At 63.2% G+C, this 23,665-nt stretch carries 29 protein-coding genes and 1 tRNA gene; 7 read left to right on the forward strand and 23 right to left on the reverse strand.

The window, feature by feature from the left end; translation table 11 throughout:
• Positions 1–14: 14 nt before the first annotated feature.
• The 8 genes from DFK10_RS01340 to ttcA all read right to left on the reverse strand — a co-directional run bounded on the left by DFK10_RS01340 (position 15) and on the right by ttcA (position 7,734).
• A complete protein-coding gene (locus tag DFK10_RS01340) occupies positions 15–521 on the reverse strand; it encodes a SixA phosphatase family protein (RefSeq protein WP_109385793.1) in 507 nt (168 codons plus the stop codon).
• Positions 518–1,147: a ferredoxin gene (locus DFK10_RS01345; RefSeq protein WP_109385795.1), complete on the reverse strand. Its 630-nt coding sequence runs from the start codon at positions 1,145–1,147 to the stop codon at positions 518–520. The genes DFK10_RS01340 and DFK10_RS01345 overlap by 4 nt, the downstream gene beginning before the upstream one ends.
• Positions 1,144–2,010, reverse strand: a complete 867-nt coding sequence (gene argB / locus DFK10_RS01350; RefSeq protein WP_109385797.1) for an acetylglutamate kinase — start codon at positions 2,008–2,010, stop codon at positions 1,144–1,146. Before argB ends, DFK10_RS01345 begins: the two co-directional genes overlap by 4 nt.
• 7 nt (positions 2,011–2,017) lie before the next feature.
• Positions 2,018–2,668, reverse strand: a complete 651-nt coding sequence (gene yihA, locus DFK10_RS01355; protein ID WP_109385799.1) for a ribosome biogenesis GTP-binding protein YihA/YsxC — start codon at positions 2,666–2,668, stop codon at positions 2,018–2,020.
• Positions 2,668–3,420 (reverse strand): MOSC domain-containing protein, encoded by a 753-nt coding sequence (locus DFK10_RS01360; RefSeq protein WP_109385801.1) that lies wholly within the window; start codon positions 3,418–3,420, stop codon positions 2,668–2,670. Before DFK10_RS01360 ends, yihA begins: the two co-directional genes overlap by 1 nt.
• On the reverse strand, positions 3,417–5,249 hold the full coding sequence (gene yidC, locus DFK10_RS01365; RefSeq protein ID WP_109385803.1) for a membrane protein insertase YidC: 1,833 nt from the start codon (positions 5,247–5,249) through the stop codon (positions 3,417–3,419). Before yidC ends, DFK10_RS01360 begins: the two co-directional genes overlap by 4 nt.
• Before the next feature lie 113 nt (positions 5,250–5,362).
• Positions 5,363–6,799, reverse strand: a complete 1,437-nt coding sequence (locus DFK10_RS01370) for a putative bifunctional diguanylate cyclase/phosphodiesterase (protein WP_109385805.1) — start codon at positions 6,797–6,799, stop codon at positions 5,363–5,365.
• Between the two features lie 74 nt (positions 6,800–6,873).
• Positions 6,874–7,734, reverse strand: a complete 861-nt coding sequence (gene ttcA, locus DFK10_RS01375; RefSeq protein ID WP_109385807.1) for a tRNA 2-thiocytidine(32) synthetase TtcA — start codon at positions 7,732–7,734, stop codon at positions 6,874–6,876.
• An 81-nt stretch (positions 7,735–7,815) separates the two neighbouring features.
• Between ttcA and DFK10_RS01380 the strand changes: the two genes are divergently transcribed.
• Entirely contained in the window at positions 7,816–8,352 is a 537-nt protein-coding gene (locus DFK10_RS01380; protein WP_109385809.1) for a DUF3833 domain-containing protein, read from the forward strand.
• 24 nt (positions 8,353–8,376) lie between these two features.
• Here DFK10_RS01380 and yidD read toward each other — a convergent pair whose 3' ends face one another.
• Genes yidD through rpmH form a run of 3 tightly spaced genes read right to left on the reverse strand, consistent with a single transcriptional unit; the run spans position 8,377 to position 9,141 of the window.
• A complete protein-coding gene (yidD, locus tag DFK10_RS01385) occupies positions 8,377–8,598 on the reverse strand; it encodes a membrane protein insertion efficiency factor YidD (RefSeq protein WP_109385811.1) in 222 nt (73 codons plus the stop codon).
• Positions 8,595–8,978 carry a ribonuclease P protein component gene (rnpA, locus tag DFK10_RS01390; protein ID WP_109385813.1) on the reverse strand — a complete coding sequence of 128 codons (384 nt, stop codon included), beginning with the start codon at positions 8,976–8,978 and terminating at the stop codon, positions 8,595–8,597. Before rnpA ends, yidD begins: the two co-directional genes overlap by 4 nt.
• A 28-nt stretch (positions 8,979–9,006) precedes the next feature.
• Positions 9,007–9,141, reverse strand: a complete 135-nt coding sequence (rpmH, locus tag DFK10_RS01395; RefSeq protein WP_109385815.1) for a 50S ribosomal protein L34 — start codon at positions 9,139–9,141, stop codon at positions 9,007–9,009.
• A gap of 296 nt (positions 9,142–9,437) precedes the next feature.
• Between rpmH and DFK10_RS01400 the strand changes: the two genes are divergently transcribed.
• From DFK10_RS01400 to DFK10_RS01415, 4 genes are all read left to right on the forward strand, one after another.
• Positions 9,438–10,160 (forward strand): TVP38/TMEM64 family protein, encoded by a 723-nt coding sequence (locus DFK10_RS01400; RefSeq protein WP_109385817.1) that lies wholly within the window; start codon positions 9,438–9,440, stop codon positions 10,158–10,160.
• Between the two features lie 2 nt (positions 10,161–10,162).
• Positions 10,163–11,545, forward strand: coding sequence for a dihydrolipoyl dehydrogenase family protein (locus tag DFK10_RS01405; RefSeq protein WP_109385819.1), 1,383 nt, complete (start codon positions 10,163–10,165; stop codon positions 11,543–11,545).
• A gap of 18 nt (positions 11,546–11,563) precedes the next feature.
• Positions 11,564–12,958, forward strand: a complete 1,395-nt coding sequence (locus tag DFK10_RS01410; RefSeq protein ID WP_109386024.1) for a sensor histidine kinase — start codon at positions 11,564–11,566, stop codon at positions 12,956–12,958.
• A 94-nt stretch (positions 12,959–13,052) separates the two neighbouring features.
• Positions 13,053–13,129: transfer RNA gene (locus DFK10_RS01415), tRNA-Arg, on the forward strand.
• 150 nt (positions 13,130–13,279) lie between these two features.
• On the opposite strand, the gene DFK10_RS01420 is transcribed toward DFK10_RS01415, so the two are convergent.
• The gene (locus DFK10_RS01420; protein WP_109385821.1) at positions 13,280–14,089 is read right to left on the reverse strand and encodes a division plane positioning ATPase MipZ; all 810 of its coding nucleotides are present in this window, start codon (positions 14,087–14,089) and stop codon (positions 13,280–13,282) included.
• Between the two features lie 364 nt (positions 14,090–14,453).
• Between DFK10_RS01420 and DFK10_RS01425 the strand changes: the two genes are divergently transcribed.
• A complete protein-coding gene (locus DFK10_RS01425; protein WP_109386026.1) occupies positions 14,454–15,719 on the forward strand; it encodes a DEAD/DEAH box helicase in 1,266 nt (421 codons plus the stop codon).
• A 55-nt stretch (positions 15,720–15,774) separates the two neighbouring features.
• Here DFK10_RS01425 and rpmE read toward each other — a convergent pair whose 3' ends face one another.
• The 10 genes from rpmE to ffh form a co-directional block, all read right to left on the reverse strand.
• On the reverse strand, positions 15,775–15,996 hold the full coding sequence (rpmE, locus tag DFK10_RS01430) for a 50S ribosomal protein L31 (RefSeq protein ID WP_109385823.1): 222 nt from the start codon (positions 15,994–15,996) through the stop codon (positions 15,775–15,777).
• Positions 15,997–16,008: 12 nt separating this feature from the next.
• Complete coding sequence (gene rplS / locus DFK10_RS01435) at positions 16,009–16,395, reverse strand: 50S ribosomal protein L19 (protein WP_109385825.1); 387 nt, start codon at positions 16,393–16,395, stop codon at positions 16,009–16,011.
• A gap of 241 nt (positions 16,396–16,636) precedes the next feature.
• Positions 16,637–17,443 (reverse strand): tRNA (guanosine(37)-N1)-methyltransferase TrmD, encoded by an 807-nt coding sequence (gene trmD, locus DFK10_RS01440; RefSeq protein WP_109385827.1) that lies wholly within the window; start codon positions 17,441–17,443, stop codon positions 16,637–16,639.
• A gap of 14 nt (positions 17,444–17,457) precedes the next feature.
• Positions 17,458–18,258, reverse strand: a complete 801-nt coding sequence (locus tag DFK10_RS01445; RefSeq protein ID WP_109385829.1) for a hypothetical protein — start codon at positions 18,256–18,258, stop codon at positions 17,458–17,460.
• Positions 18,259–18,262: 4 nt separating this feature from the next.
• Positions 18,263–18,778 (reverse strand): ribosome maturation factor RimM, encoded by a 516-nt coding sequence (rimM, locus tag DFK10_RS01450; protein ID WP_109385831.1) that lies wholly within the window; start codon positions 18,776–18,778, stop codon positions 18,263–18,265.
• Between the two features lie 51 nt (positions 18,779–18,829).
• Complete coding sequence (gene rpsP / locus DFK10_RS01455; protein ID WP_109385833.1) at positions 18,830–19,228, reverse strand: 30S ribosomal protein S16; 399 nt, start codon at positions 19,226–19,228, stop codon at positions 18,830–18,832.
• Positions 19,229–19,267: 39 nt separating this feature from the next.
• Complete coding sequence (locus tag DFK10_RS01460; protein ID WP_109385835.1) at positions 19,268–19,564, reverse strand: chorismate mutase; 297 nt, start codon at positions 19,562–19,564, stop codon at positions 19,268–19,270.
• 37 nt (positions 19,565–19,601) lie between these two features.
• Positions 19,602–20,168, reverse strand: coding sequence for a GNAT family N-acetyltransferase (locus tag DFK10_RS01465; RefSeq protein ID WP_217810028.1), 567 nt, complete (start codon positions 20,166–20,168; stop codon positions 19,602–19,604).
• The gene (locus DFK10_RS16390; protein ID WP_217810029.1) at positions 20,165–20,596 is read right to left on the reverse strand and encodes a hypothetical protein; all 432 of its coding nucleotides are present in this window, start codon (positions 20,594–20,596) and stop codon (positions 20,165–20,167) included. The genes DFK10_RS01465 and DFK10_RS16390 overlap by 4 nt, the downstream gene beginning before the upstream one ends.
• A complete protein-coding gene (gene ffh / locus DFK10_RS01470) occupies positions 20,593–22,107 on the reverse strand; it encodes a signal recognition particle protein (RefSeq protein ID WP_109385839.1) in 1,515 nt (504 codons plus the stop codon). Before ffh ends, DFK10_RS16390 begins: the two co-directional genes overlap by 4 nt.
• 265 nt (positions 22,108–22,372) lie before the next feature.
• Here ffh and DFK10_RS01475 point away from each other — a divergent pair, with 265 nt between their 5' ends.
• Positions 22,373–23,251, forward strand: a complete 879-nt coding sequence (locus DFK10_RS01475) for a LysR family transcriptional regulator (protein WP_109385841.1) — start codon at positions 22,373–22,375, stop codon at positions 23,249–23,251.
• On the opposite strand, the gene DFK10_RS01480 is transcribed toward DFK10_RS01475, so the two are convergent.
• Positions 23,248–23,574, reverse strand: a complete 327-nt coding sequence (locus tag DFK10_RS01480) for an ArsR/SmtB family transcription factor (RefSeq protein ID WP_109385843.1) — start codon at positions 23,572–23,574, stop codon at positions 23,248–23,250. The two genes, DFK10_RS01475 and DFK10_RS01480, sit on opposite strands and share 4 nt — an antisense overlap.
• Positions 23,575–23,665 lie beyond the last annotated feature (91 nt).

The following is a 23,665-nucleotide window of genomic DNA, read 5'->3' on the forward strand; positions in this document are numbered from 1 at the left end:
GCATTTCGTTCGTCCTAGCCTGTCAGATCGCGCGGCACGATGAAATCGACGACGCGGCCCAAACCCGGGGCCGCGTCGTTCCATTTCGGGATGTCGAAATCCAGGATGGTGGTGGCACAGGTTGGGTATTGGTGGAATTTCGGGTGGCCGGGTGGTTCGGTTGCCATGGCCGATGCAAACTCGCCGATGCCGGGATTATGCGCAACCAGCGCCACGCGCCGCGCAGGCGCCGCACGCAGAACCTCCAAGAGAATTTGCGGTGCGGCGTGATAGAGCGCGGGAAGAAAGGTGATCGGGACATCCGCACCCCAGCTTGCCTTCATCCGCGCGACGGTTTCGGTCGTCCGGGCACTGTCGGAGCTTAACACATGGTCCGGCAGATATTCCCCGTCACGAAGCCATGTTCCGATCGCGGTTGCGGCGTCCCGGCCCCGCGCGTTCAGGATGCGCGCATGATCGTCCGCAAAAGGATCATCCCAGCTGGACTTGGCATGGCGGATCAGGATCAGGCGATGGGTCATAGAAAGGCTTTCATGTGAAATGCGGATTGCCGCGGATCGCGGGCAAAGGACTGGCTGACCGGGCAGGCCGCCCGGACCGCGCAGCCCGTGTCCATGCACTCGGCGCCGTCACGCAGGTAATCCTTGCAGGCGGCCACATCGTAGCCCTCGGGCGTCAGCGCCGAAACCGGGCACGCGGTGCGACAAGGCTGGTCGGGGCAGCTGTCGCAGGGGCGCTCCATGGTCAGTGGAAGTTCGAGCGTGCCCTCGAAGGCAAGGGCACCGCGAAAAGAGACCCACAGCCCCTGTTCCGCATGGACCAGAAAGTTCACCGGAGACTGCCAGATGCGTCCTGTCCGTGTCGCCCATGAAAAAAAGGGATGAAAGGGTGGCTCGCCAAAGGGAAACAGAGCCCGCGCTCCGACGACTTCGGCGATGCGGGTGACGACACGCCTTGACCAGCGGTCGAGCGGGTCGGGATGACCGTCGCGCATCTCGGGGGATTGCGCGAAATGGTGCCAGAAATCCGGGCCGGGCCCGAGCAGAAAAAGCGTTCCGCCCAGGCCTTCGTCAGGGTCGGGGTGAAAGCCGCCGAGGATGGAAAGCCGGGCCGCGCCCGCCGCCGCTTGAACTTCGGCGAGGCTCACCGTGGCGTGCGGATCAACGAACCCGCCCCGTGGTCGGTGAACAATTCAAGCAAGACCGCATTTGGCGCCCGCCCGTCCAGTATAACAACGGCCCGAACGCCCCCTGCGATGGCCGCAAGCGCGGTCTGTGTCTTGGGGATCATGCCGCCGGCAATCACGCCCTCATCGGTCAGTGTCTTGATCTGATCCGGCGACAGCTCCGTGACCAGTTTGCCGGCAGCATCCTTGACGCCCTCGACATCGGTCAGAAGCAGCAAACGGTCAGCCTTGAGCGCCGCGGCCACCGCCCCGGCGGCGGTATCGCCATTGATGTTGAGCGTCTCCCCGTTGCGGCCCGCACCAAGGGGGGCGATCACGGGGATCGTATGCGCCTCGAACAGGGTATGAAGCAGCGACGGATCAACCTCGGCCGGGGTGCCCACAAGGCCTAACTCGGGGACGTCCTGATCACAGGTTATGAGGTTCGCGTCCTTGCCCGACAGGCCCACCGCGCGACCGCCCTGCTGGTTGATGGCATGGGTGATCCACTTGTTCACCTTGCCGGCCAGCACCATTTCGACAACCTCGACCACCGCCTCGTCGGTGACGCGCTTGCCGTTCACGAAATCGGACTTGATCGCCAGCCGATCCAGCATGTCGTTGATCATCGGACCGCCGCCATGCACGATCACAGGGTTCACGCCCACCTGCTGCATCAGCACCACGTCGCGGGCGAAATCCTCCATCGCATCCTGGCTGGACATGGCATGGCCACCCAGCTTGATCACAACGATCGCCCCGGCATAGCGCTGCATGTAGGGCAGGGCCTGGTTGAGGGTCTTGGCGGTGGCGATCCAGTCGCGGTTCATGTCTTGCTTCTTCATGTCCGGGTCAGTCTATAGCGGCGATGATGCTGCGCAATACGTCTATCCCCTGGCCCTTCTCGGACGAAGTCAGGACCAGTTCGGGATAGGCGGCGGGATGTTTGGACAGTTTCGCCCGCACCTGGTCCAGCACCTTTGTGCGGTCCTTTTCCTTGACCTTGTCGGTCTTGGTCATGACGCATTGGAAGGTCACCGCTGACTTGTCGAGTAGAGTCATGATCTCTTCGTCCACTGCCTTGATCCCATGGCGGCTGTCCACCAGAACGAACGCCCGCCGCAGGGTCTGGCGCCCCGACAGGTATTGCTTGAGCAGCCTTTGCCATTTCTCGACGACCGCAACCGGCGCGTTTGCAAAGCCGTAGCCCGGAAGATCGACCAGGTAGTGGCTTTGACCGAGTTCGAAATAGTTGATTTCCTGCGTGCGACCCGGTGTATTCGAAGCCCGTGCCAGCCCTTTGCGCCCGGTCAATGCGTTGATCAGGCTGGACTTTCCGACATTCGAACGCCCGGCGAAACAGACCTCGGGGCGGTCCGGATCGGGCAGTCCTGACATGGCGACCACACCTTTGAGAAACTCGGTCTGACCTGCGAACAGCTTGCGCCCGGCCTCGCGCTGGGCATCGGTCTCGATCTCGGCGGCAGGGAAGGGGAGTTGCATCACAGGACCTCGCTCTTGTCGCCTAGGCGGATATCGCCGCCGTCAATCACTTCACAATAGACACCGAAGTCACAGTGACCCCAGCCGACCTCCAACGCGTCCAGCGTGGCCGTGTCGCGTTTTCCGGTGATCGGGTTGGCCGCCGTGTGAAGGCACCGAGTGATCCGTTTACGGACATGCAGGCTGGCTGAGCCGATGCGAATGGTCTTGCCGATCCATTCGAATTCCTCCCAGGGCCCGAGTCCGTCCAGCCAGATGTTCCCACGCCAGCGTTCCGGCTCGATGTCCCGGCCAAGTTTCTGCGCTACGGCGCGATGCGAACTCAGGTTCATGACAGAGATGGATGGGAAGTCGCTGTCGGTCATGCCGCGCCCCTGCACGGAAACCACGGCCGAGGGCCGTGCGCGGTTTTCGGGGCAAAGTGGCGCGATCCAGTCGAGGAACCGCGCCGCCTCGGCGGGGTCGTCGGGTGCGAAGGTCAGTTCACCAAGGTCGCGATGGGTCAGGGTGACGCGCCGCGCCTCTTCGTCGACACGCGCCCAGAGCCCGGCAAGGCCCGGCGTGCGGGCGCCGATCATGAAGTTCTGGCAACTCACCCAGCCCGTTCCGTCGAACCGGCTGGCCTCGTGCGTCACGGCCCAATGCCTGTCCAAGGGCATGCACTGGCCGACGGAAAGGGTGACCGCTTCAAGGGCCTCGCGTCCGTGGCTCTTGATCGGGTGTCGCCACAGTTGGGCGACGCTTCCCATCACTTTTCCTCCGAGCCCTCATCGCGGCGAAATGCCCCGAGGATGTTGCCGAGCAGGTCGGGCTTGTAACCCTGGCTGCGCATGATCGTGTATTGCTGGATGAAGGTGATCGTGTTGTTCGCGATCCAGTAGATCACCAGGCCGCTGGCGAAGCCGCCCAGCATGAACATGAAGACCCAGGGCATCCAGGCGAAGATCATCTTCTGCGTGGGGTCGGTGGGGGCCGGGTTCAACTTCTGTTGCAGCCACATGGAGACGCCCAGGAGGATCGGCAGGATGCCGAGGCTGAAGATGAAGAACAGCGAGCCGGGCTCTGGAGTCGACCAGGGCAGCAGGCCAAAGAGGTTCAGGATCGAGGACGGGTCAGGAGCCGAAAGGTCCTTGATCCAGCCGATCCAGGGCGCGTGGCGCAATTCAATGGTGACGAAGATCACCTTGTAGAGCGAGAAGAAGATCGGGATCTGCAAGAGGATCGGCAAACAACCAGAGGCCGGGTTGACCTTGTTCTTCTTGTAGAGCTCCATCATGCCCTTTTGCATTTCCTCTCGGTTGTCGCCCGCGCGTTCCTTGAGCTTCTCCATCTCGGGCTGAAGCTCGCGCATCTTGGCCATCGAGACATAGGATTTGAAGGCCAGCGGGAAGAGGATCGCCTTGATGATCAAGGTCAGGCCGATGATCGCCCAGCCCATGTTGCCGATCAGCGCATTCAGCCAGTGCAGCACGGCGAAGATCGGCTTGGTCAGGAAGAAGAACCAGCCCCAGTCGATCGAGTCGATGAACCCCTCGATGCCGCCCTGTTCGTATTCGCGGATGGTTTCCCATTCCTTGGCACCCGCGAAAAGCTGGCTTTCGGCGGACAGCGTGTCACCCGCCGCGACGGTTTGCTGGGGATAGATGGTTTCCGTCTGATAGACGCCGCTGCGGGGATTGTCCTCGTCGACGCCGGCAGCTCGGGCCACCGACCGGAATTCAGAACCCGGCGCAGGGATGAGCGTGGTCATCCAGTACTTGTCGGTGAAGCCGACCCAGCCGTTTTCAACCACTTCGACCCGACTTTCATCGGTCGAAAGATCGGGCATGTCGTCATAGTCGATCTCTTCGAGTTCACCATCCGACATCCGCACGACGCCTTCATGCAGGATGAAGAATCCAACGGTATCCGGCTCTCCGTGGCGGGCGACCAGGCCATAGGGGCGCATCGCGACATCGGCGCCGCTGTTGTTCTCGACCGTCTGGTTCACAGTGAACATGTAGTCGTCGTCTACCGCGAACGTCTTGCGGAAGGTCAGTCCGGCCCCATTGTCCCAGGTCAGCGTCACGGGTGCGCCGGGGGCCAGGGTGCTGCCGCTCTCGACGGACCAGACAGTGTCCGGCCCCGGCACCTGATCCTGATCGACGCCGACCGTGGCGATCCAGCCATGAAGGGCGTAATAGGGCGCCTCGGTGCCGACCGGTGAAAGCAGGCGCACCAGGTCCGAATCTTCGCTCAATTCCTCGCGGTAATCGGACAGGGAAAGGTCGTCTATCCGCCCCCCTTCCAGTGAGATCGAGCCGGTCAGGCGCGGCGTCTCGATATCGACACGATCATTGCCTGCAAGCGCGGCATCGACCGTCTGGTCGGGCAGTTCGCCTGGGGCCTGGCTTTCGGTCGGGGTGGCGACGCCGGGGCTTGCCACTTCGCCGGTCGCGGTCGAGGCTGGCGCTGTTACTTCGCCACTGGCATCGGTGACACCGGGGGCCTGTTCGGGCGGTGGGAACAGCAGGAACCAGACCAGGATGACGACAAAGCTGAGCGCTGTCGCAAGAATGAGGTTCTTGTTCTGATCGTCCATCTAAACCGCCTGCAATTGCTGATCTCGGGTCAGGGCGGTTCAACAGGTCGAGGGCGCAAAGGTCAAGCGATTTCGCCTGATTTTGCGGGCCGAACGGGGGGTGATGATCGGGGTCAGGCCCGTCGTCTTGGCAATTCCACCATCCGGTCAGCCAAGGCACCAAGATCGGCAAGCCACCGGTCGGCCTCGTCCCTTGGCATTGGGCGGGCGAACAGGAAGCCTTGGGCATACCCGCAGCCCAGCCGGGTCAGCATGGCGTGTTCGCCGGGGGTTTCGACCCCCTCGGCAAGGGTTTGCAGGTTCAACCGGTCGGCCATGGTCATGATCGCGGCAATCATGTCTTGTTGTTCGCGGTCCTCGTCCACGCGCGTGATGAAACTGCGATCAATCTTGATACGGTTGATGGAAAGCGTCCGTATATTGGTGATCGAGGCATAGCCGGTGCCGAAATCGTCCAGGTCGATGCCGCAACCCAACCGCGACAGCCCGGCCAGGTTCCGTGCAACCTGATCGTCGGCGCAGCGCGCCACCACGGTTTCAAGAACTTCGATCACCAGCCGTTCGGGGGCGATATCGCGGGTTTCCAGCGTCATGGCGATCCTGTCGACCAGGTGCGGCGACTGCAATTCATCGGTCGAGAAGTTCACGCCCACCCGTGGCACATGATGGCCCAGCCCGTCCCAGTGGCGTAGCGCATCCAAAGCACCCGAAACCATCAGCTGTCCAAGCTGTTCCATCCGCCCGGTTTCACGAAGAACCGGCAGGAACTCGGCCGGTGATACGAGGCCGCGCTTGGGATGGTGCCAGCGTGACAGGGCCTCGAATCCCGCCAGGTGTCCGGTCGCAAGATCGAATTGCGGTTGGAAATACGGCTGTATCTGGCCGATTTCCAAGGCGACCTGGGCATCCCGACCCAGCCGGCTGCGCGACGCGATGCGCTTGCGCATACCATCGGAAAAGGATCGGACCGCGGCGGGCCCATTGCGCTGAGCCTCGACCAGGGCGCAGGTCGCCGCGTGCAGAAGGGAGCGGGCGTCCGGATTGGTGATCCGGTCCGACATGGCCAGGCCGACCGATGCCGTCGCCTGGATCGCGCCGCTTTCCAATTGGCAGGGGGCCGCCAAAGCCTGTTGTATTCGCGTGGCAACCTGCAATCCGTGTTCAAGGGATGTGGCGTTGCGCCCAGTCAGGGCAACCGCAAATCGCGGCCCGCCAAGATGTGCGGTCACGGCCTCGGGCCCCAGTGGTTCGACAAGGCGAGCCGCGCAGTGACGCAGATACGCCGCGATGGTCACGTGATCATGCCGCTCTTCCAGTTTGTGGAACGCATCGATCTCGACAAGCGCGACCGCCGCCTCACCCCGGTGCGCTGCCGACGCGCTGCGCCTGTTCAACGCATCAAGAAACCCGTCGCGCGTGCCAAGCCGAGCCGCCGGGTCGAAAGTGTCCGGCGCTGCGGGGATATTGCCGGCCCCATGGACCCGCAGGCCAGGCACCAGACCATGTGCGAGATTTGAGGCGAATTCGAAAGCCCGGGCCAACTGGCGCATTTCTGGTGTCCCTTCTCTGTGCCCGAAACGGGGCAGACCGGGGGCCAGATTGCGGCAGGGCCTTGGACAGAGCGTTAATCGACCGGCGGAATATCCATAGAATTGTTCACACCGGCGCGCGTCAGCCCGGCAAAATCAAACAGGTTCGGGTCAAGCAGATGCGACGGGCGCGTGTTCATCAGGGCGCGAAACATCTTTTGCCGCCGCCCCGGCGCGTTCTTCTCCCAGCCGTCCAGCAAGGCTTTGACCTGTTGTCGCTGCAATCCATCCTGGCTGCCGCAAAGGTCGCAGGGGATGATCGGATACTCCATGGCCCGGGCGAATCGCTCGCAATCCTCTTCGGCCACATGGGCCAGTGGGCGATAGACGAACAGGTCGCCTTCCTCGTTCACCAGCTTGGGCGGCATCGTGGCCAGACGCGAGCCGTGAAACAGGTTCATGAAGAAGGTTTCGAGGATGTCGTCGCGGTGATGGCCCAGCACCACGGCCGAGCACCCTTCCTCACGGGCAATCCGGTAGAGGTTGCCACGGCGCAGCCGCGAACACAGTGCGCAAAAGGTCCGCCCCTGGGGCACCTTGTCCATGACGATGGAGTAGGTGTCCTGGTATTCGATCCGGTGAGGCACGCCCATCTTTTCAAGGAATTCCGGCAGGACCGTTGCGGGAAAGCCCGGCTGCCCCTGATCGAGATTGCAGGCCAACAGCTCCACCGGCAGCAGCCCGCGCCACTTGAGTTCATGCAGAACCGCCAGCAACGTATAGCTGTCCTTGCCGCCCGACAGGCAGACCAGCCATTTCGCGCCGGGCTCGATCATCCCGTACTGGTCGATCGCCTCGCGGGTGTTCTGCACGATGCGCTTGCGAAGTTTCTTGAACTCCGTCGTCTTCGGTGCGCCGTGAAAAAGCGGGTGGATGTCGTCTGCGTCATCAAGCATGGCGTGGGAATACAGGGGGCAAGGCTTTGCGGCAAGTGAACTTGGCCAGATCCGATGAGGCCTCTGCGCCGTAAGAAGGTCATGAAACAGCTTGCCCTTGCCCTGACCCTTTTTCTTGCCGCCTGCACCGGTAAACCGTCATTTGACGATCCGGTCCTCAGTGATCGACAGTTGAACCTGGAAGAGTTCTTTGACGGCGAACTGGTCGCCTACGGGCAATTCCAGGACATATTCGGCACCGTTCGCCGCAGCTTCGTCGTGGAGATCGAGGGCGATTGGAACGGGGAACGTCTGCGACTGGTCGAGGATTTCGTTTACGAGGACGGATCGACCGAACGCCGCATCTGGACCCTGACCAAGACCGGCCCGGACAGTTGGACCGGCACGGCCCCGGGCGTGATCGGCACGGCGACGGGGCAGGAGAACGGGAACCGCTTCAACTGGCGCTACGAGATCGACCTGCCGGTGCCATCGGCCGATGGGCCCACGGAAACCCTGCGCGTCACTTTCGATGACTGGATGTGGCTGCAATCGGACGACAGGCTTCTGAACATTGCCTATGTCAAACGGTTCGGCGTCGATATCGGGCAGGTGGTGATCAGTTTCGAAAAGCAATAACTCGATGCCGATGAGGTCGGTCGATCAGTCCGGCACGTTGTCCACGCCATGACCACCCCAGGGGTGACAGCGGGCGATCCGCCTGGCGGCCAGCCAACTGCCCTTGAAGGCGCCGTGTTTTTCCAGCGCTTCCATTGCGTAGGCGCTACAGGTCGGCTGGTAGCGGCAGCCATGGCCGACCCAGGGCGAGAACACGAGCCGGTAAAAGCGCACGGGCAGCGAGACGACATAGGCGAGGGGGGTCATGAATGAACCTCGGACAGGGCCTTTCTCAGATCGTCGCGCATTTTATGGAAATCAAGGGTCGCGGTTGTGTCACGCCGCCCGATCAGCACGTAATCCCAACCGGGCCGCGCAAGGGCGGGCAGCTCGAACCGGGCGATTTCTCGCAGGCGACGCTTGGCGCGGTTGCGGGCCACGGCGTTGCCGACCTTCTTGGAACAGGTGAAACCCACACGCGCCGGGCCGTCTTCGCCCCGGTTGCGGGCTTGCAGAACGAACCCCTTGGCATGGGCGACGCGGGCGCGGGCCGCGGCCAGGAAATCGCCGCGCTTTTTCAGCCCCTCCACACGAACGCAAACCGCCTCGGCAGGGGCCGGGGCGGTTGTCTTTTCATCAGAGGTCATGGCGACCCCGTCCAGAGCTGGCAGCCGATCAGGCGCTCAGCTTCTTGCGGCCGCGGGCACGGCGCGCGTTCAGGATCTTGCGGCCGGCCTTGGTGGCCATGCGGGCACGGAAACCGTGGCGGTTCTTGCGAACACGGTTGGACGGCTGAAATGTGCGCTTCATCGCGTTATCTCCGATCTATGGGGCGAGTCCGATTTGGATTCGAGCCCCGTCTTCATCTCGAATCCCGTCCTTTAGAGGCCCCCCGCGCGCCTGTCAACGCGGCAGGCCCAGGTTTTCTGCAACATTTCCGGGTTTTCGACCCCGGTTTGTTACACCATCCCCGCGCAAGTGAAAGAATTCGCTGCAATCCTTCACCTGCCTTCAAGGCGGCGTGATGCCCCTGTCACAGCCCGTCCGGTTCCGCCATCTATGGCAGACCCTTGTCCCCGGCCCGAAGGAGGCACAACGTGAGCGATATGACGAAGTCACCAGACCAGCCCTGGCTCAAGCGCCTGCCGATTCTGACCATCCTCGCGGTTGCCGCGCTGGGCGCGATCTATCTGCGCGACTACATCAGCTTCCAGGCGCTGGCCGAGAACCGCGAGGCGTTGCTTGCATATCGCGATGCGAATTTCGTGCTGACGGCCGGGCTTTTCGTGCTGCTCTATGCAGTCATCGTCGCCTTTTCCCTGCCCGGCGCCACGGTCATGACCCTGACCGGCGGGTTCCTGTTCGCCACCTTTCCGGGCGCCTTGTTCAACGTGACGGGCGCGACGATCGGTGCGGTCGGCATCTTCCTGGCGGCGCGTTGGGGGTTCGGTGAACAACTGGGGCGCAAGCTGGAAGGCTCTGAAGGCACGGTGAAGAAGATCAAGGACGGGATCGATGAGAACCAGTGGTCGATGCTGTTCCTGATCCGGCTCATCCCTGCCGTGCCGTTCTTTCTGGCCAACCTGATTCCGGCCTTTCTGGAAGTGCCATTGCGGCGCTTCGTCATCTCGACCTTCCTTGGCATCATACCCGGTGCCGTGGTCTATACCTCGGTCGGGGCCGGGCTGGGCGAGGTTTTCTCTCGCGGAGAATCGCCCGATCTGGGGGTGATCTTCGAGCCGCACATCCTGCTCCCCATCCTCGGGCTTTGCGCGCTGGCGTTGCTGCCTGTCATGCTTAAGGCCGTGCGCGGCAAGAAAGGGCTGTGACCATGACGCGGATAAAGACGGATCTTTGCATCATCGGCGGCGGCTCTGGCGGGCTGTCCATCGCGGCCGGGGCGGTGCAGATGGGCGCGGACGTGGTCCTTCTGGAAGGCCACAAGATGGGCGGTGACTGCCTGAACGACGGCTGCGTGCCGTCCAAGGCGCTCTTGTCCGAGGGCAAGCGGGTCAAGGCCGGCCAGACCGTCGATTTCGGCGCCGCGAAGGATCACGTGGCCGACGTGATCGCCACCATCGAACCCCATGACAGCGTCGAGCGATTCGAGGGGCTGGGGGTCAAGGTGATCCGCGAATACGGACGCTTCATCTCGCCCACGGAGGTGCAGGCGGGTGATACGGTGATCGAGGCGCGCCGCTTTGTCATCGCGACCGGGTCGGGTCCGCTGGTGCCGCCGATCGATGGGATCGAGGACGTGACCGTTCACACCAACGAAACCATTTTCGAGCTGCGTGACCGCCCCGAGCACCTGCTGATCATCGGCGGCGGCCCGATCGGAATGGAGATGGCGCAGGCGCATCGACGCCTGGGCTGCAAGGTGACGGTGATCGAAGAGGCCAAGGCGCTGGGCAAGGATGACCCCGACCTGGCTTCGATCGTGCTTGAAAAGCTGCGTGAGGAAGGAATCGAGATTATCGAAGGCGCGCAGGCCGAAAGTATCACGCGAAACGGTGACGAAATAACCGTTCGCACCGGGAAGGGTGACATCACCGGCTCGCATCTGCTGATGGCGGTTGGGCGCAAGGTCAATGTCGAGGGGCTTGATCTGGACAAAGCCGGGATCGACTGGGGCAGGAACGGCGTCGAGGTGGATGACCGCCTGCGTTCGACCTCCAACCGGCGGGTCTATGCGGTGGGCGATGTGGCCGGCGGGCTGCAGTTCACCCATGTGGCCGGCTACCATGCCGGGGTCGTGATCCGCTCGGCCCTCCTGGGACTGCCCTCCAGGCAAAAGACCGGGCACATCCCGTGGACCACCTATACCGACCCTGAACTGGCCCAGGTCGGGCTGACCGAGGCGCAGGCACGGAAGGTGCATGGTGACAAGCTGGTGGTCGCCGAAGCGGAATTCGCGGGCAATGACCGCGCCGTGGCCGAGGGGCGCACGACCGGCAGGATCAAGGTCATGGTGGTCAAGGGGCGGCCCGTTGGGGCAAGCATCGTCGGCCCCATGGCCGGGGAAATGATCGCCATGTGGGCCATGGCCATCGCCAATAACCTCAAGATGTCGGCCATTTCGAACACGGTTCTGCCCTATCCGACCTTCAGCGAGATTAACAAACGCGCCGCGGGCGCCTACTTTAGCCCCAAGCTGTTCGAAAGCCGGACAGTGAAACGGGTAGTGCGCTTCGTGCAAAGGTGGCTGCCCTAGGTCGGACAAGGCATGCGGTTGTTGAACACACTTTCGGGGCGGTTCCTGATCCTGACCACCATCTTCGTGATGCTGGCAGAGATCCTTATCTTCGTCCCCTCGGTCGCGCGTTTTCGCGAGGATTACTTTCTCGCCCGACTCGAACGGGCCCAGATCGCGTCGCTGGCTCTTCTGGCCGACGACATGATCACGGAGGAGCTGGAACAGGAGCTTCTGACCAATGCCGAAGTGTTCAACGTGGTGTTGCGGCGCGACGAGGTGCGCCAACTGGCGCTCAGCTCTCCGATACCGGCTCCGATCCATGCCACCTACGACATGCGCGATCCGGCGCCCTGGGTGCTCATCCGCGATGCGATGGTCCGGCTGTCTGACACGGAAAACCGGATCATCCGTGTAATCGGCAACCCGGTGCGCGATGGCGGCCTGCTGATCGAGATAACGATGGAGACGGCGCCATTGCGCATGGCGATGATTGATTATGGCCTGCGGATTCTGCTGTTGTCGGCGGTGATCTCGATCGTCACGGCGGCACTGCTTTTCCTTGCGGTCCGTGTGGTTCTGGTCAAGCCGATCAAGGCCGTCGTGCGCAATATGCAGCGCTATGCGGCCGCGCCCGAGGATGCCCGTTCGGTTATCACGCCCGGATCGTCTGTCATCGAACTGCGCGAAGCCGAGGACGCCCTTGCCACGCTGCAAACACAGCTGACAGGGGCGCTCAAACAGAAGGAACGGCTGGCCCAGCTGGGGGGCGGCGTGTCCAAGATTAGCCATGACCTGCGCAACATTCTAACCTCGGCGCAATTGTTCACCGACCGCATCGAAACATCCGAGGATCCGACCGTGCGCCGGCTGGCTCCGAAACTGGTCAATTCGATCAGCCGCGCCGTGAACCTTTGCGAGACGACTTTGGCCTTCGGTCGGGTCGAGGAACCTGCGCCGCGCCTGTCACGGCTGGTGCTGGCCGACGTGGTCGAGGATGTTCTCGACGGCGAACGCCTGGCAGCGGGTGAGTCGGATATTTCCTTTTCAGCCGATATCCCGGTGGGGATGCAGGTGCGGGCCGATGGAGAGCAGCTTTATCGCGTTTTGGGAAATCTGGTTCGAAATGCGCGCCAGGCCATCGCCGCCACGAACCAGCCCGGCGAAATCAACATCCGTGCCTTCGAGGACGAAGACGCCTGGTGGATCCATGTGACCGACACCGGCCCGGGCCTGCCCCAAAAGGCGCGTGAACACCTGTTCGAAGCCTTCCACGGGGGCGCCCGGCGGGGTGGATCGGGCCTTGGCCTTGCGATCGCTGCGGAACTTGTCCGGGGCCATGGCGGCCGGCTGGAGCTGCGCCATACCGATGAAACCGGCACGGCCTTCGCGATCTGCCTGCCAAAGGCCGATGCCGCACTGGACACCGATTGACGACAATATCCGGCCGCGCACCAGAAAACTGAAGTTTCCGTCGCCTGCCCCCTTGCATTGCCCGTCGGACAGGTCTACATCCGCGCCTCAGAGTGGACCGATAGCTCAGCTGGATAGAGTACTTGACTACGAATCAAGGGGTCGGGGGTTCGAATCCTCCTCGGTCCGCCACTCTCTCTCCGATAGAAGATACGCACGTTTCAGTTGCCTGAAATTGGCGGGCAGACACGTGCGGGTGTTCCAAAAACCATCGTCATCCGTGAGCCGCGGACCCCTTGCGGGGATCGCGGCCGGCTGCACGGATAGTGGATCGAGTGCGTCCTAGAAATCCACTGACACGCCGGGCAGGTGCAGGGCCTTCATCAGTTCGCGCAACTCCTGCCGGGCTGCCAGGTTCGAGATGTTCAGGTTCTTGACCCCGATATCGCGCAGGTCCAACAGGGTCAGCCCTCGTGGGAACAACTCGCGGAAGATGACCCGTTCGTTGAAGCCCGGCGCGCTGCGAAACCCGATCCGTTTCGACAGCTTGTCGATCGCCTTTTCCATCTTCTGCTTGTTGACCATGTTCTGCGCACCCAGCCGGTTGCGCACCACGACCCAGTCGATCGGGTCAAACCCGGCCTGGGCCCGCAATTGCCGCGCATTCCAGACCATCGAGGAATAGACCGACGGCCCCTTGATGGTTTCCCCGTCTGCGTCGATCTGGGCCAGAAGGTCGAAATCGATGAAGCTGTCGTTCAGCGGCGTGATCAACGTATCGGCCAGCGAATGCGCGACCTGGCTCAGCCGGGTATGGCTGCCCGGGCAGTCGATCAGGATGAAGTCGCTATCCGGCTCCAGCCCGGCCACGGCCATGGACAGGCGGTGGTCGAAAATATTCTCGCCCTCGGACAGGCTGGCCGGGTCGATCTCGGGCAGTTCGTGATAGGTGGGCGTGGGCAGGTCCAGCCCCTCCTTTTCAACGAAGGCCCGGCGGTTTTCTATATAGCGGCCGAGGGTTTTCTGCCGCAGATCCAGGTCCAGCAAACCGACCTTGTGCCCCATGCGCGCAAGCGCGGTTGCCACATGCATGGACACGGTGGACTTGCCCGCGCCCCCCTTTTCGTTTCCGACAACGATGATATGCGCCACTGCCCGGCCCCTTCCTGTGCCCCGGGACCCCAAGCCCGGAGCGTTGGCGTAACTATAGGGGCGCGAAGGTTCAAGGAAAAGCGTTGCGCGGCACGACGCTGTTGACTTGTGACGCCAAAAGCCCCATCTGACCCCAGACCGATGCCGCTGCCGCGTGAGCAGGGCGCCACTCCGAAACGGGGGTAGGGCGCGAATACGGCATCTTTCGAACAGGTTCCCACCATCACGCAGGGGTGCCGCGCCGGACCGGTATGCGGGCAATGATGCTCGTTTGCGAGGGTGTCGGCGCAACCCTATGACCGCCGCGCGCTTCTGCGGGCGGTTTGCCGTGCGGTTCCCGATGGGCCGCGCAGAAGGAATGACTATGGATTTCGATATGCTGGGCCTTGCGCCCCGCCTGACCAAAGCCCTTGCCGAGCAAGGCATCTCCGAGCCGACGCCGATCCAGGCCCAAGCCATCCCCCACGCCATGAACGGCCGCGATGTCATGGGCCTGGCCCAGACCGGCACCGGCAAGACAGCGGCCTTCGGCCTGCCGATGATCGACGCGCTGCTGAAAACCCAGGGCAAGGCCGCGCCCAAGACCGCCCGGGGCCTGATCCTCGCGCCGACTCGCGAATTGGCCAAGCAGATCGCCGACAACCTGACCGCCTATACCCAAGGCACGCACCTCAAGACCGTTCTGGTCGTGGGCGGCGCCGGGATCACCGGGCAGATGCGGCGGCTGGAAAAGGGCTGCGCGCTGCTGGTGGCGACACCGGGGCGCCTCATCGACTTGCTGGACCGTGGCGCCGTGCGGCTGGACGAAACCCAGTTCCTGGTGCTGGACGAGGCCGACCAGATGCTGGACCTCGGCTTCATCCACGCGCTGCGCAAGATCGCGCCTCTGCTGCCTGATGACCGCCAGACCATGCTGTTTTCGGCCACCATGCCCAAGCAGATGGCCGAACTGGCGGACACCTACCTGTCCAACCCGATCCGGGTGCAGGTGAACCCGCCGGGCAAGGCGGCTGACAAGATCGCCCAGTCGGTGCATTTCATCGCCAAGGCGGAGAAGGCAAATCTTCTGGTCGAGCTTCTCGACGGCCATCGCGACGAACGTGCGATTGTCTTCGGCCGCACCAAGCACGGGTCGGAGAAGCTGTATCGCAAGCTGGAAAAGGACGGCTTCGCCGCTGCCTCGATCCACGGAAACAAGAGCCAGGGCCAGCGCGACCGCGCGCTCAAGGCGTTCAAGGCCGGTGAGGTCAAGGTGCTGGTTGCGACCGATGTGGCCGCGCGCGGGCTGGATATTCCCGAGGTCAAGCACGTCTACAATTTCGACCTGCCCAACGTGCCGGAAAACTACGTGCACCGGATCGGCCGCACCGCCCGTGCTGGTGCGGACGGCATGGCCGTGGCCTTCTGTGCGCCGGACGAGATGGCCGAACTGCGCGCGATCCAGAAGGCGATGAAAGCCGATATTCCCGTCGCTTCGGGCCGCCCGTGGGAAGTGGAAGAGCCCAAGCCGAAGCGGGGCGGTGGGCGTCGTCGGTTTGGCGGCAACAAGGGCAAAGGCGATGCCGGGGCCCCCGGTGGCCAGAAGCCCGGCGCTGGCCGACGCCGCCGGCCGCGCCGCAAGGCCGCTTGAAACGAGAAAGGCCGCCCCTTGGGGCGGCCTTTTTCCTTTCCGACAGGCGGGCGTCTTAGAAGCCCAGGCCTTCGTACTTCTTCTTGAACTTCGACACGCGACCGCCCTGGTCCATCAGGCGCGACGAGCCACCGGTCCAGGCCGGGTGCACGCTGGGATCGATGTCCAGCGAGAGGGTCTCGCCTTCAGCGCCCCAGGTCGACCGCATCTGGACCACGTCGCCATTGGTCATCTTGACGTTGATCGTGTGGTATTCGGGATGGATGTCTTTTTTCATGACAGGGCCTCCTTACGCGTCGGCGCCGCTGGACAGCGGGCGATAGTTGGTCTTTTCCGCGATACGGGCCGACTTGCCGCGACGCGAGCGCAGGTAGTAAAGCTTGGCGCGGCGAACCTTGCCGCGGCGCACGACTTCGATGGATTCGATGTTGGTCGAATAGAGCGGGAACACACGTTCCACGCCTTCACCGAAGGAAATCTTGCGAACGGTGAACGATCCGGCGATGCCGTCGCCGTTCTTGCGGCTGATGCAGACGCCTTCATAGTTCTGCACGCGGGTGCGCGTGCCTTCGGTCACCTTGTAGCCGACGCGGATGGTGTCGCCGGCCTTGAAGTCGGGAATCTTCTTCCCAAGTTCGGCGATCTGTTCCGCCTCGAGTTGTGCGATCAGGTCCATCTGATCATCTCCTATATGGCTCGTGGTTGGTCCACGAAGGTTTGGTCGCAACAGAGCTCTGTGTCTTCTTCCGGGTCCGCCCGCATGGCGCCCGCCAGAGGTAACGCGTCATTCCTTGTCTTGTGCTGTGTCGCCCGGCGCCCGGTGCCGAAGAAAGCGGGGCATGTGCCATAACGAAACAGGCCCGGACGACTCGAACGAGTCCCGGACCGCTGCCGTATAGTGGCAGGCAGCGGTCCGATCAACCCTTTTCGGGCGCTTTCGCGGTATGGCGCGCCCACATGTCCGGGCGGCGCGCGCGGGTCAGTTTCTCGCTCTGTTCGCGGCGCCAATCGGCGACTTTTCCATGATCGCCCGAGGTCAGGACCTCGGGGATCGTGCGGCCCTGCCATTCGGCGGGGCGGGTATATTGCGGATGTTCCAGAAGGCCGGCGGAATGGCTTTCCTCGACTGCGCTTTCGGCATTGCCCAGAACCCCGGGCAGCAGCCGCACGCAGGCGTCGATCAGGGTCATGGCGGGCAGTTCGCCGCCGGTCAGGACATAGTCCCCCATGGACACTTCGAGGATATCGTAATGCTCCAGCACCCGCTCATCCACGCCCTCGAAGCGGCCGCACACAAGCGTCACGCCGTCCTGCCGGGCCAGGTCGCGGGCCATGGCCTGGGTGAAGGGCACGCCGCGCGGGCTGAGATAGATCAACGGCATGCGTCCGCGGGCACCGCGCCGGGTCGCCTCGATCGCATTTCCCAGCACATCGGCGCGCAGCACCATCCCCGCGCCGCCGCCCGCCGGCGTGTCATCTACATTCCGGTGCTTGCCTTCACCGAAACGGCGCAAATCCGTTGTCTCCAGCTGCCAGATCCCGTCCTTGAGCGCCTTACCGGTCAGGCTGGTGCCCAGCAGGCCCGGAAAGGCCTCGGGGAACAGGGTAATCACCTGCGCCATCCAGGCCCGGGCCAGAGCCGGGCGGTCCGTCATCAGCTCTTGCGGCTGAAGGGTGGGGCGGATTGTCTTGCGACCGTGCGATTTGCTGGGGCGATCTGTCATGGAGGCGTCATAGGTCAGGTCTTGGGGGAAAGCGAGTCCAGCAGGGCGGCCTTGCGCTCCATCAGGACGTCGTTGGCAAGGCTCGAACGGTTCAGGTCCAGAAGTTGCGGCGCAAGCGCCGGGTCGGGGCCGATATTCGCACGGGTCAACCCGCCCATACGCATCCGCTTTTCCGTCGGTATGCCCAATAGCTGGATCAACGGCGCCGCCGGTCCTTCGGGGTTGTCGGCAAGGGCTTCGATCCGCGCCGTGTGGACGGGGTAGGGGGCGACGGCCGCGCGGATGTCCTGGATCACAAGGTCGAAATCGGCGGTGTCCGAATGAATCTCGGCGTAGTTTTCGAAATTCAGCGTCAGGCGAGAGGTTCGCAGGTTGTGCATCCAGGTGCTGCGCAGCCAGTCCTCGGGATCACGCGTGGTGAAGACGAAATGGATATCGGCGTCTTTCTCCATGAAGCGCCGGATCACCCGGACCATGGCCGCCATCAGATCCGGCGCGCCGCCATATCCGGCCTGACCCTCGCGGCCCGGCATCCGGCCGGACAGGTTCTCGTCCGAGATAAGCACCGCCCGTTTGCCAAGGTTCAACCCGCCCAGGACCTCGGCCAGTCCACGGCGGAAACGGTTGAGGTCTGGCTGCGCGTTGCCCACGGAGTAGCGGACGGCATGGCGTGCCACCCTGGCCCGCGTCCGTCCCGGCAGCACCGTCGCGGCGTGCGGCCAGATCAGCGGGCCGTTGTCGAAGATGAATTTCTGGGCGCTGGTCGTCCCGGTCTTGTGAAAGCCGCCATGGATGACGATCCGGCGTCCTTCCATCGGCTCAGTCCTCGAACAACCCGCCGGGCGGATCGATCACGACACGGCCGCTGGCCAGGTCCACGGTCGGCACGATGGCCCGGGTAAAGGGAACCAGCACCGTGGCCCGAAGGCCGGGGCCATGGATTTCCAGCAGATCATCCGCGCCGTTGTTCTGAACCGATTTGATCCGGCCAAGGCTGTCGCCGCCGGTATCGAAGGCCTCCAGCCCGATCAGGTCTGCATGGTAGAACTCGTCATCGGGCAAGGCGGGCAGCTGACTGCGCCTGGCCCACAATTCGACCCCCTTCAGGGCGTCGGCCTCTTCCTTGGTCGTGATCCCGTCCATGCGGGCGACCAGGGCGCCCTTGGCTTGCCCGGTCAGAACGATGGTTTGCACTTCCGGGCCATCGGACCGGGTAAGTGGCGTGTAATCGGCAATCGCGGCAGGCTCGGCGCAGAAGCTCTTGAGACGCACCTCGCCCTTGACCCCGAAGGCCCCGGCAATACTGCCAACAATGATCTTTTCGTCGTCGCTCATGGGTTTGGGAACGCGCCGGGGCGTGCCGCTGGCACGCCCCGGACCGGCCGATTACTCGGCGTTTTCTTCCGCAGCGGCTTCCTCGGCGGGTTCTTCGGCCGGGGCAGCAGCGGCAGCGGCCTTCTCGGCCTTCTCTTCAGCACGTTCCTGGGCCTTCTTGCCCGGGGTGCCCTTGTTGGGGTTGTTGCGCTCTTTCTTGTCCAGAACGCCAGCGGCTTCCAACATGCGGGCGACGCGGTCGGTGGGCTGGGCGCCCTTGTCGAGCCAGGCCTTCACCGCGTCCACGTCCATCTTCACGCGGTCTTCGCTGTCTTTCGGGAGCAGCGGGTTGTAGGTGCCCAGCTTCTCGATGAAGCGGCCATCGCGGGGCATACGGCTGTCGGCCGCAACGATGCGATAGAAGGGGCGCTTTTTCGAGCCGCCACGGGCGAGACGGATTTTCATGGCCATGTGAGTATCTCCTTTGAATGGCTGGGGCGCGGTGCCCCGTTATCCTTGGTGCTTTTTGTGGTGCTGAATGACTTCAGCGATGATGAAGTTCAGGAACTTCTTGGCGAATTCCGGATCCAGATCGGCATCCAGCGCCAACTTCTGTAGCCGTTCGATCTGACGCGCCTCGCGCTGGGGATCGGACGGTGGAAGGTCATGTTGGGCCTTGAGTTCTCCAACGGACTGGGTGTGCTTGAACCGTTCGGCCAGCGTGTAGACGAGGATCGCGTCGAGCCGGTCGATGCTGTCGCGGTGGCCGGCCAGCACGTCGGCGGCGCGTTGGGTCACGTCACTCATTGGGGGGCTCCAAAGCTGTGAGCGGGAAAAGAAAAGATCAATGCAGCGCCCCCTTGTGGTGCCGGTAGACCAGCACGTCGGTTTCCTCGCCGTCATCGAACAGACCGTCAGACATGTTCGCGGTCCGTGTCGCCTCGTTATCCAGACAGGCGCCCAGGGTTTTTGCCACGCGGATCGAGCGGGCGTTGTCCTCGTCGATGAATGAGATGGCCGTGTCCCGACCGATCTTGTCCCAACTCCACGGGATCAGTGTGCGCAAGGCTTCTGTGACGAGCCCGTGCCCCTCATGATCGCCGTCCCAGATCGACCAGCCGAATTCCAGCTCGGGCCAATCGAGCGGGTAATACGGCCCGAAGGCGCCGATCGGGGTATCGGGGCTGTCCTTCAAGGCCCCGATGAACAGCGAATACCCGCGCGTCACCCAAAGCCCGGCAATATGGCCAAAGCCGCGCATGGCATCGCGCCGGTCCTTCGGGCCGCCGACGAATTTCGACCGCTCGGTCGCCATGAAATCCATCATCGGCTCGCAATCCGACATCTGCGGCGCCCGCAGGATCAGCCGCTCGGTTTCCAGCGTGGGGATATGGACTGTCAGGCCGGTCATTGCGGGCTCACGCACTCGAAGCGGGTGCCGATGGACCAATCGCCGGTCCCGGAATTCTGCTGCGTATGCTGGAGGCTGGGCTCTTCCCAGTCGATCAACCACAGGACCGGCACAAAGGTCGCGCCATTGAACTCTTCGGACGTGGCGACGGTCGTGAAACGGTCGCCTGGCGAGCCATTGCGCGTCGTATGCTGGAAAAGCACCTCGGGGGCATCCGGCGTCCCGTCCACGCCGATCCGAAAGATGTTGCCATCCCATTGCTGCACGAGCATCGAGATCTGACCGGACGGATCCTGAACGATTGTCCGGGTTTCCAGCGTCGTCTGCGGGCTGAGTTCGGATTTCAGGACGCAGGTCATCGACCGCTCGGCAATACCGGCGCTCGGCAACAGGAGTGTCGCAATCGATATGAATGCGGCGCGGATCACTTCTTCTTCCCGAACCCGCTCAGGCCCGGGGGCAATTGCGACCCGCCGCCGAATCCCGGCATGCCGCCGGGCAGGCCTTTGCCACCACCCAGTGCCTTGGCAGCCTCTTCTATCGCCTTCGGGTCGTTCATGTCGGGCATGCCGCCGGGCATGTCGCCGCCCTTGCCCAGCATCCCCTTCATCGCCTGCTTCAGGGCGCCGCCTTTGCCCATCTTGCCCATCTTCTTCATCATGTCGGCCATCTGCCGCTGCATTTTCAGAAGCTGGTTCAGTTCGGACACTTCCAGCCCAGCGCCCTTGGCGATCCGCTTCTTGCGGCTGGCCTGAAGGATCTGCGGGTTGGCGCGCTCTTTCCTGGTCATCGAGTTGATCAGCGCAACCTGGCGCTTGAAGACGCTTTCGTCGATGCCCGCGTTTTCCATCTGCTTGGCGGCTTTCTTCATGCCCGGCATCATGCCCATGATGCCTTCCATGCCGCCCATCTTTTGCATCTGTTCCAGCTGCATCTTCATGTCGTTCATGTTGAAGCGGCCCTTCTGGAACCGTTTCATCATGCGTTCGGCCTGTTCGGCCTCGATGGTTTCCTGCGCCTTCTCGACGAGGCTGACGATGTCGCCCATGCCAAGGATGCGGCCAGCGATCCGTTCGGCGTGGAATTCCTCGATCGCGTCCATCTTCTCGCCCAGGCCGACGAAGCGGATGGGCTTGCCCGTGACGGCACGCATGGACAGGGCGGCACCGCCGCGCCCGTCGCCATCCATCCGGGTCAGGACAACGCCCGAGACGCCGATCTTGTCGTCGAATTCGGTCGCAACGTTCACCGCATCCTGGCCGGTCAGGCCGTCGACCACCAGAAGGGTCTCACGCGGGTTGGCCACGTCGCGCACCTCGGCGGCCTGTTGGATCAGCTCGGCGTCGATATGCAACCGGCCGGCGGTATCGAGCATATAGACGTCATAACCACCAAGGCTGGCCTGCGTCTTGGCGCGTTTGGCAATCTGCACCGGGCTTTCGCCCTTGACGATGGGCAGGGTGTCGACGCCGATCTGGACGCCGAGGATCTGCAACTGTTCCATCGCCGCGGGCCGGTTCACGTCGAGCGACGCCATCAGGACCTTCTTGCCCTCGCGCTCTTTCAGCCGCTTGGCCAGCTTGGCCGTGGTCGTGGTCTTACCCGAGCCCTGAAGGCCGACCATCAGGATCGGGGCGGGCGGATTATCGACCTTGAGCTTGCCGGGGTCTTCGTCGCCGGTCAGGACATGGACCAGTTCGTCATGGACGATCTTCACGACCTGCTGGCCGGGCGTGACCGATTTCGTTACCGCCTGACCGGTGGCCTTGTCCTGCACGGCCTTGACGAAATCGCGGGCCACCGGAAGAGACACGTCCGCCTCCAACAGGGCGACGCGGACTTCGCGCAGGGCGGTCTTGACGTCATCCTCGGATAGGGCGCCCTGCTTGGTCAGGCGCTCGAAGACGCCGGACAGGCGGTCTGAAAGGCTCTCGAACATCATGCGCCTCCTTGCGGCGGTTGTCTCTTCTGTCCGGTCCATATAGGCACGAACGGCTCAATGCAGTAGCGCCCCCGTGGGCGAAACCTCGCTGACGGGGGGCGATCCCTGAAGAAACAGGGACCGGAAAGGCTACGCTCTCCGGATATGGTCGGGGCTTTAGGCGGGTTGGAATGGCGAGTCAAGCTCCGGCTGGACTTTGCCGCATTCATGCCCATCTATGGAAGAAAGCGGCTTCAATGTTCAGCCGCGCACAGGAGGCCCTATGGATAACTGGGATGAGGTCCGAACCGCCTACCAGGTGGCTCGCGTTGGAACCGTCAGCGGCGCGGCCGAGGTGTTGGGCGTGCATCATGCCACGGTGATCCGCCATATCGACGCTCTGGAGGAGCGTTTGGGGACACGGTTGTTCCAGCGCCACGCCCGCGGCTACACCCCGACCGAGGCCGGGCAGGACCTTCTGCAGGTTGCCGCCGCCACCGATGACCAGCTGACCCAGTTGGCGGGGCGGATCCGCGGCCAGGGCGAAGGGGTGACCGGCGAATTGGTCGTGACGTCTCTTGAGGCGTTTTCGCCCGAGCTGACTCCCGTGTTGGCCTCTTTCCGCGAGACCTATCCCGAGATCAGGGTCCGTTACCTGACTGGCCAGCGCCTGTTCCGTCTGGAATACGGCGAGGCCCATGTGGCGATCCGTGCCGGCAAGGCCCCTGACCAACCCGACAACGTGGTGCAGAAATTCATAAGGCAATCGGCGCACCTGGTGGCGTCCAAGGCCTACATCGCCCAGCATGGCCAGCCCGCAGGCGAAGATGATCTGGCCCAGCATTGGTTCGTCGGTCCAGATGAAAAGGGCAACCGTGCACCCTACAACCAATGGCTGGCCGAGATCGTGCCCGATAAGCGGGTGATTTTCCGCACGTCGACCACGCGCAACGTGGTGGATGCTATCCTTGCCGGAGTCGGGATCGGCTTCGTGGGGCGAGGTGAGCTGGATCGCCATGACGACCTGATCGAGGTGTTGCCATCACGAACCGAATGGGGCGGCCAATTGTGGCTTGTGACCCATGTGGACCTGCATCGCACGACCAAGGTTCAGGCGTTTCTCAAGCATTTGAAGGAGGCGGCCAAGGACTGGGACACCTAGTCCGGTCGCAATTCGCCCTCGAGGAACCGCTCGAAAGCGTCCAGATCGATCTGATCGAATTGGCCGAAACTCTGCATCCAGACACTGGCCGCGCGCAGCGCGTCCGGCTCCAGCTTGCACCATTTGACGCGCCCGCGCTTTTCCTGGCTGATCAAGCCGGCGCGAGTCAGGATGCCGAGGTGCTTGGAAATCGCGGCGAGCGACATCTCGAAGGGCTCTGCCACATCGGTGACGGCCATGTCGTCTTCGAGCAGCATCATCAGGATCGTCCGTCGGGTCGGGTCGGCCAGGGCTGCAAAAACGGTATCGAGGGGCGCGCTCATGCGCCCATCAAGCGGCAATCTCGAAAAACGTCAACCGTTTGGTTGAATATGGCGCAATCCGCAATTCCCTGACTTCGGCCGGTGCGGCAGG

The sequence above is a fragment of the Salibaculum griseiflavum genome, assembly GCF_003129565.1.
In the GTDB taxonomy this organism is placed as follows: Bacteria; Pseudomonadota; Alphaproteobacteria; order Rhodobacterales; family Rhodobacteraceae; genus Salibaculum; species Salibaculum griseiflavum.

What these genes read in the sequence shown, in the direction of transcription:
- yihA (WP_109385799.1), bottom strand. Translation starts at nt 2,668, where the DNA reads ATGCAACTCCCCTTCCCTGCCGCCGAGATCGAGACCGATGCCCAGCGC.
- rpsP (WP_109385833.1), bottom strand. Translation starts at nt 19,228, where the DNA reads ATGGCCATGAAAATCCGTCTCGCCCGTGGCGGCTCGAAAAAGCGCCCC.
- trmD (WP_109385827.1), bottom strand. Translation starts at nt 17,443, where the DNA reads ATGACAGATCGCCCCAGCAAATCGCACGGTCGCAAGACAATCCGCCCC.
- DFK10_RS01380 (WP_109385809.1), top strand. Translation starts at nt 7,816, where the DNA reads ATGAAACAGCTTGCCCTTGCCCTGACCCTTTTTCTTGCCGCCTGCACC.
- rpmH (WP_109385815.1), bottom strand. Translation starts at nt 9,141, where the DNA reads ATGAAGCGCACATTTCAGCCGTCCAACCGTGTTCGCAAGAACCGCCAC.
- DFK10_RS01425 (WP_109386026.1), top strand. Translation starts at nt 14,454, where the DNA reads ATGGATTTCGATATGCTGGGCCTTGCGCCCCGCCTGACCAAAGCCCTT.
- ttcA (WP_109385807.1), bottom strand. Translation starts at nt 7,734, where the DNA reads ATGCTTGATGACGCAGACGACATCCACCCGCTTTTTCACGGCGCACCG.
- DFK10_RS01480 (WP_109385843.1), bottom strand. Translation starts at nt 23,574, where the DNA reads ATGAGCGCGCCCCTCGATACCGTTTTTGCAGCCCTGGCCGACCCGACC.
- DFK10_RS01445 (WP_109385829.1), bottom strand. Translation starts at nt 18,258, where the DNA reads ATGGAAGGACGCCGGATCGTCATCCATGGCGGCTTTCACAAGACCGGG.
- DFK10_RS01340 (WP_109385793.1), bottom strand. Translation starts at nt 521, where the DNA reads ATGACCCATCGCCTGATCCTGATCCGCCATGCCAAGTCCAGCTGGGAT.
- DFK10_RS01405 (WP_109385819.1), top strand. Translation starts at nt 10,163, where the DNA reads ATGACGCGGATAAAGACGGATCTTTGCATCATCGGCGGCGGCTCTGGC.
- rpmE (WP_109385823.1), bottom strand. Translation starts at nt 15,996, where the DNA reads ATGAAAAAAGACATCCATCCCGAATACCACACGATCAACGTCAAGATG.
- rplS (WP_109385825.1), bottom strand. Translation starts at nt 16,395, where the DNA reads ATGGACCTGATCGCACAACTCGAGGCGGAACAGATCGCCGAACTTGGG.
- DFK10_RS01370 (WP_109385805.1), bottom strand. Translation starts at nt 6,799, where the DNA reads ATGCGCCAGTTGGCCCGGGCTTTCGAATTCGCCTCAAATCTCGCACAT.
- DFK10_RS01400 (WP_109385817.1), top strand. Translation starts at nt 9,438, where the DNA reads ATGACGAAGTCACCAGACCAGCCCTGGCTCAAGCGCCTGCCGATTCTG.
- DFK10_RS01460 (WP_109385835.1), bottom strand. Translation starts at nt 19,564, where the DNA reads ATGAGTGACGTGACCCAACGCGCCGCCGACGTGCTGGCCGGCCACCGC.
- argB (WP_109385797.1), bottom strand. Translation starts at nt 2,010, where the DNA reads ATGAAGAAGCAAGACATGAACCGCGACTGGATCGCCACCGCCAAGACC.
- rnpA (WP_109385813.1), bottom strand. Translation starts at nt 8,978, where the DNA reads ATGACCTCTGATGAAAAGACAACCGCCCCGGCCCCTGCCGAGGCGGTT.
- yidC (WP_109385803.1), bottom strand. Translation starts at nt 5,249, where the DNA reads ATGGACGATCAGAACAAGAACCTCATTCTTGCGACAGCGCTCAGCTTT.
- yidD (WP_109385811.1), bottom strand. Translation starts at nt 8,598, where the DNA reads ATGACCCCCCTCGCCTATGTCGTCTCGCTGCCCGTGCGCTTTTACCGG.
- DFK10_RS01475 (WP_109385841.1), top strand. Translation starts at nt 22,373, where the DNA reads ATGGATAACTGGGATGAGGTCCGAACCGCCTACCAGGTGGCTCGCGTT.
- rimM (WP_109385831.1), bottom strand. Translation starts at nt 18,778, where the DNA reads ATGAGCGACGACGAAAAGATCATTGTTGGCAGTATTGCCGGGGCCTTC.
- ffh (WP_109385839.1), bottom strand. Translation starts at nt 22,107, where the DNA reads ATGTTCGAGAGCCTTTCAGACCGCCTGTCCGGCGTCTTCGAGCGCCTG.
- DFK10_RS01465 (WP_217810028.1), bottom strand. Translation starts at nt 20,168, where the DNA reads ATGACCGGCCTGACAGTCCATATCCCCACGCTGGAAACCGAGCGGCTG.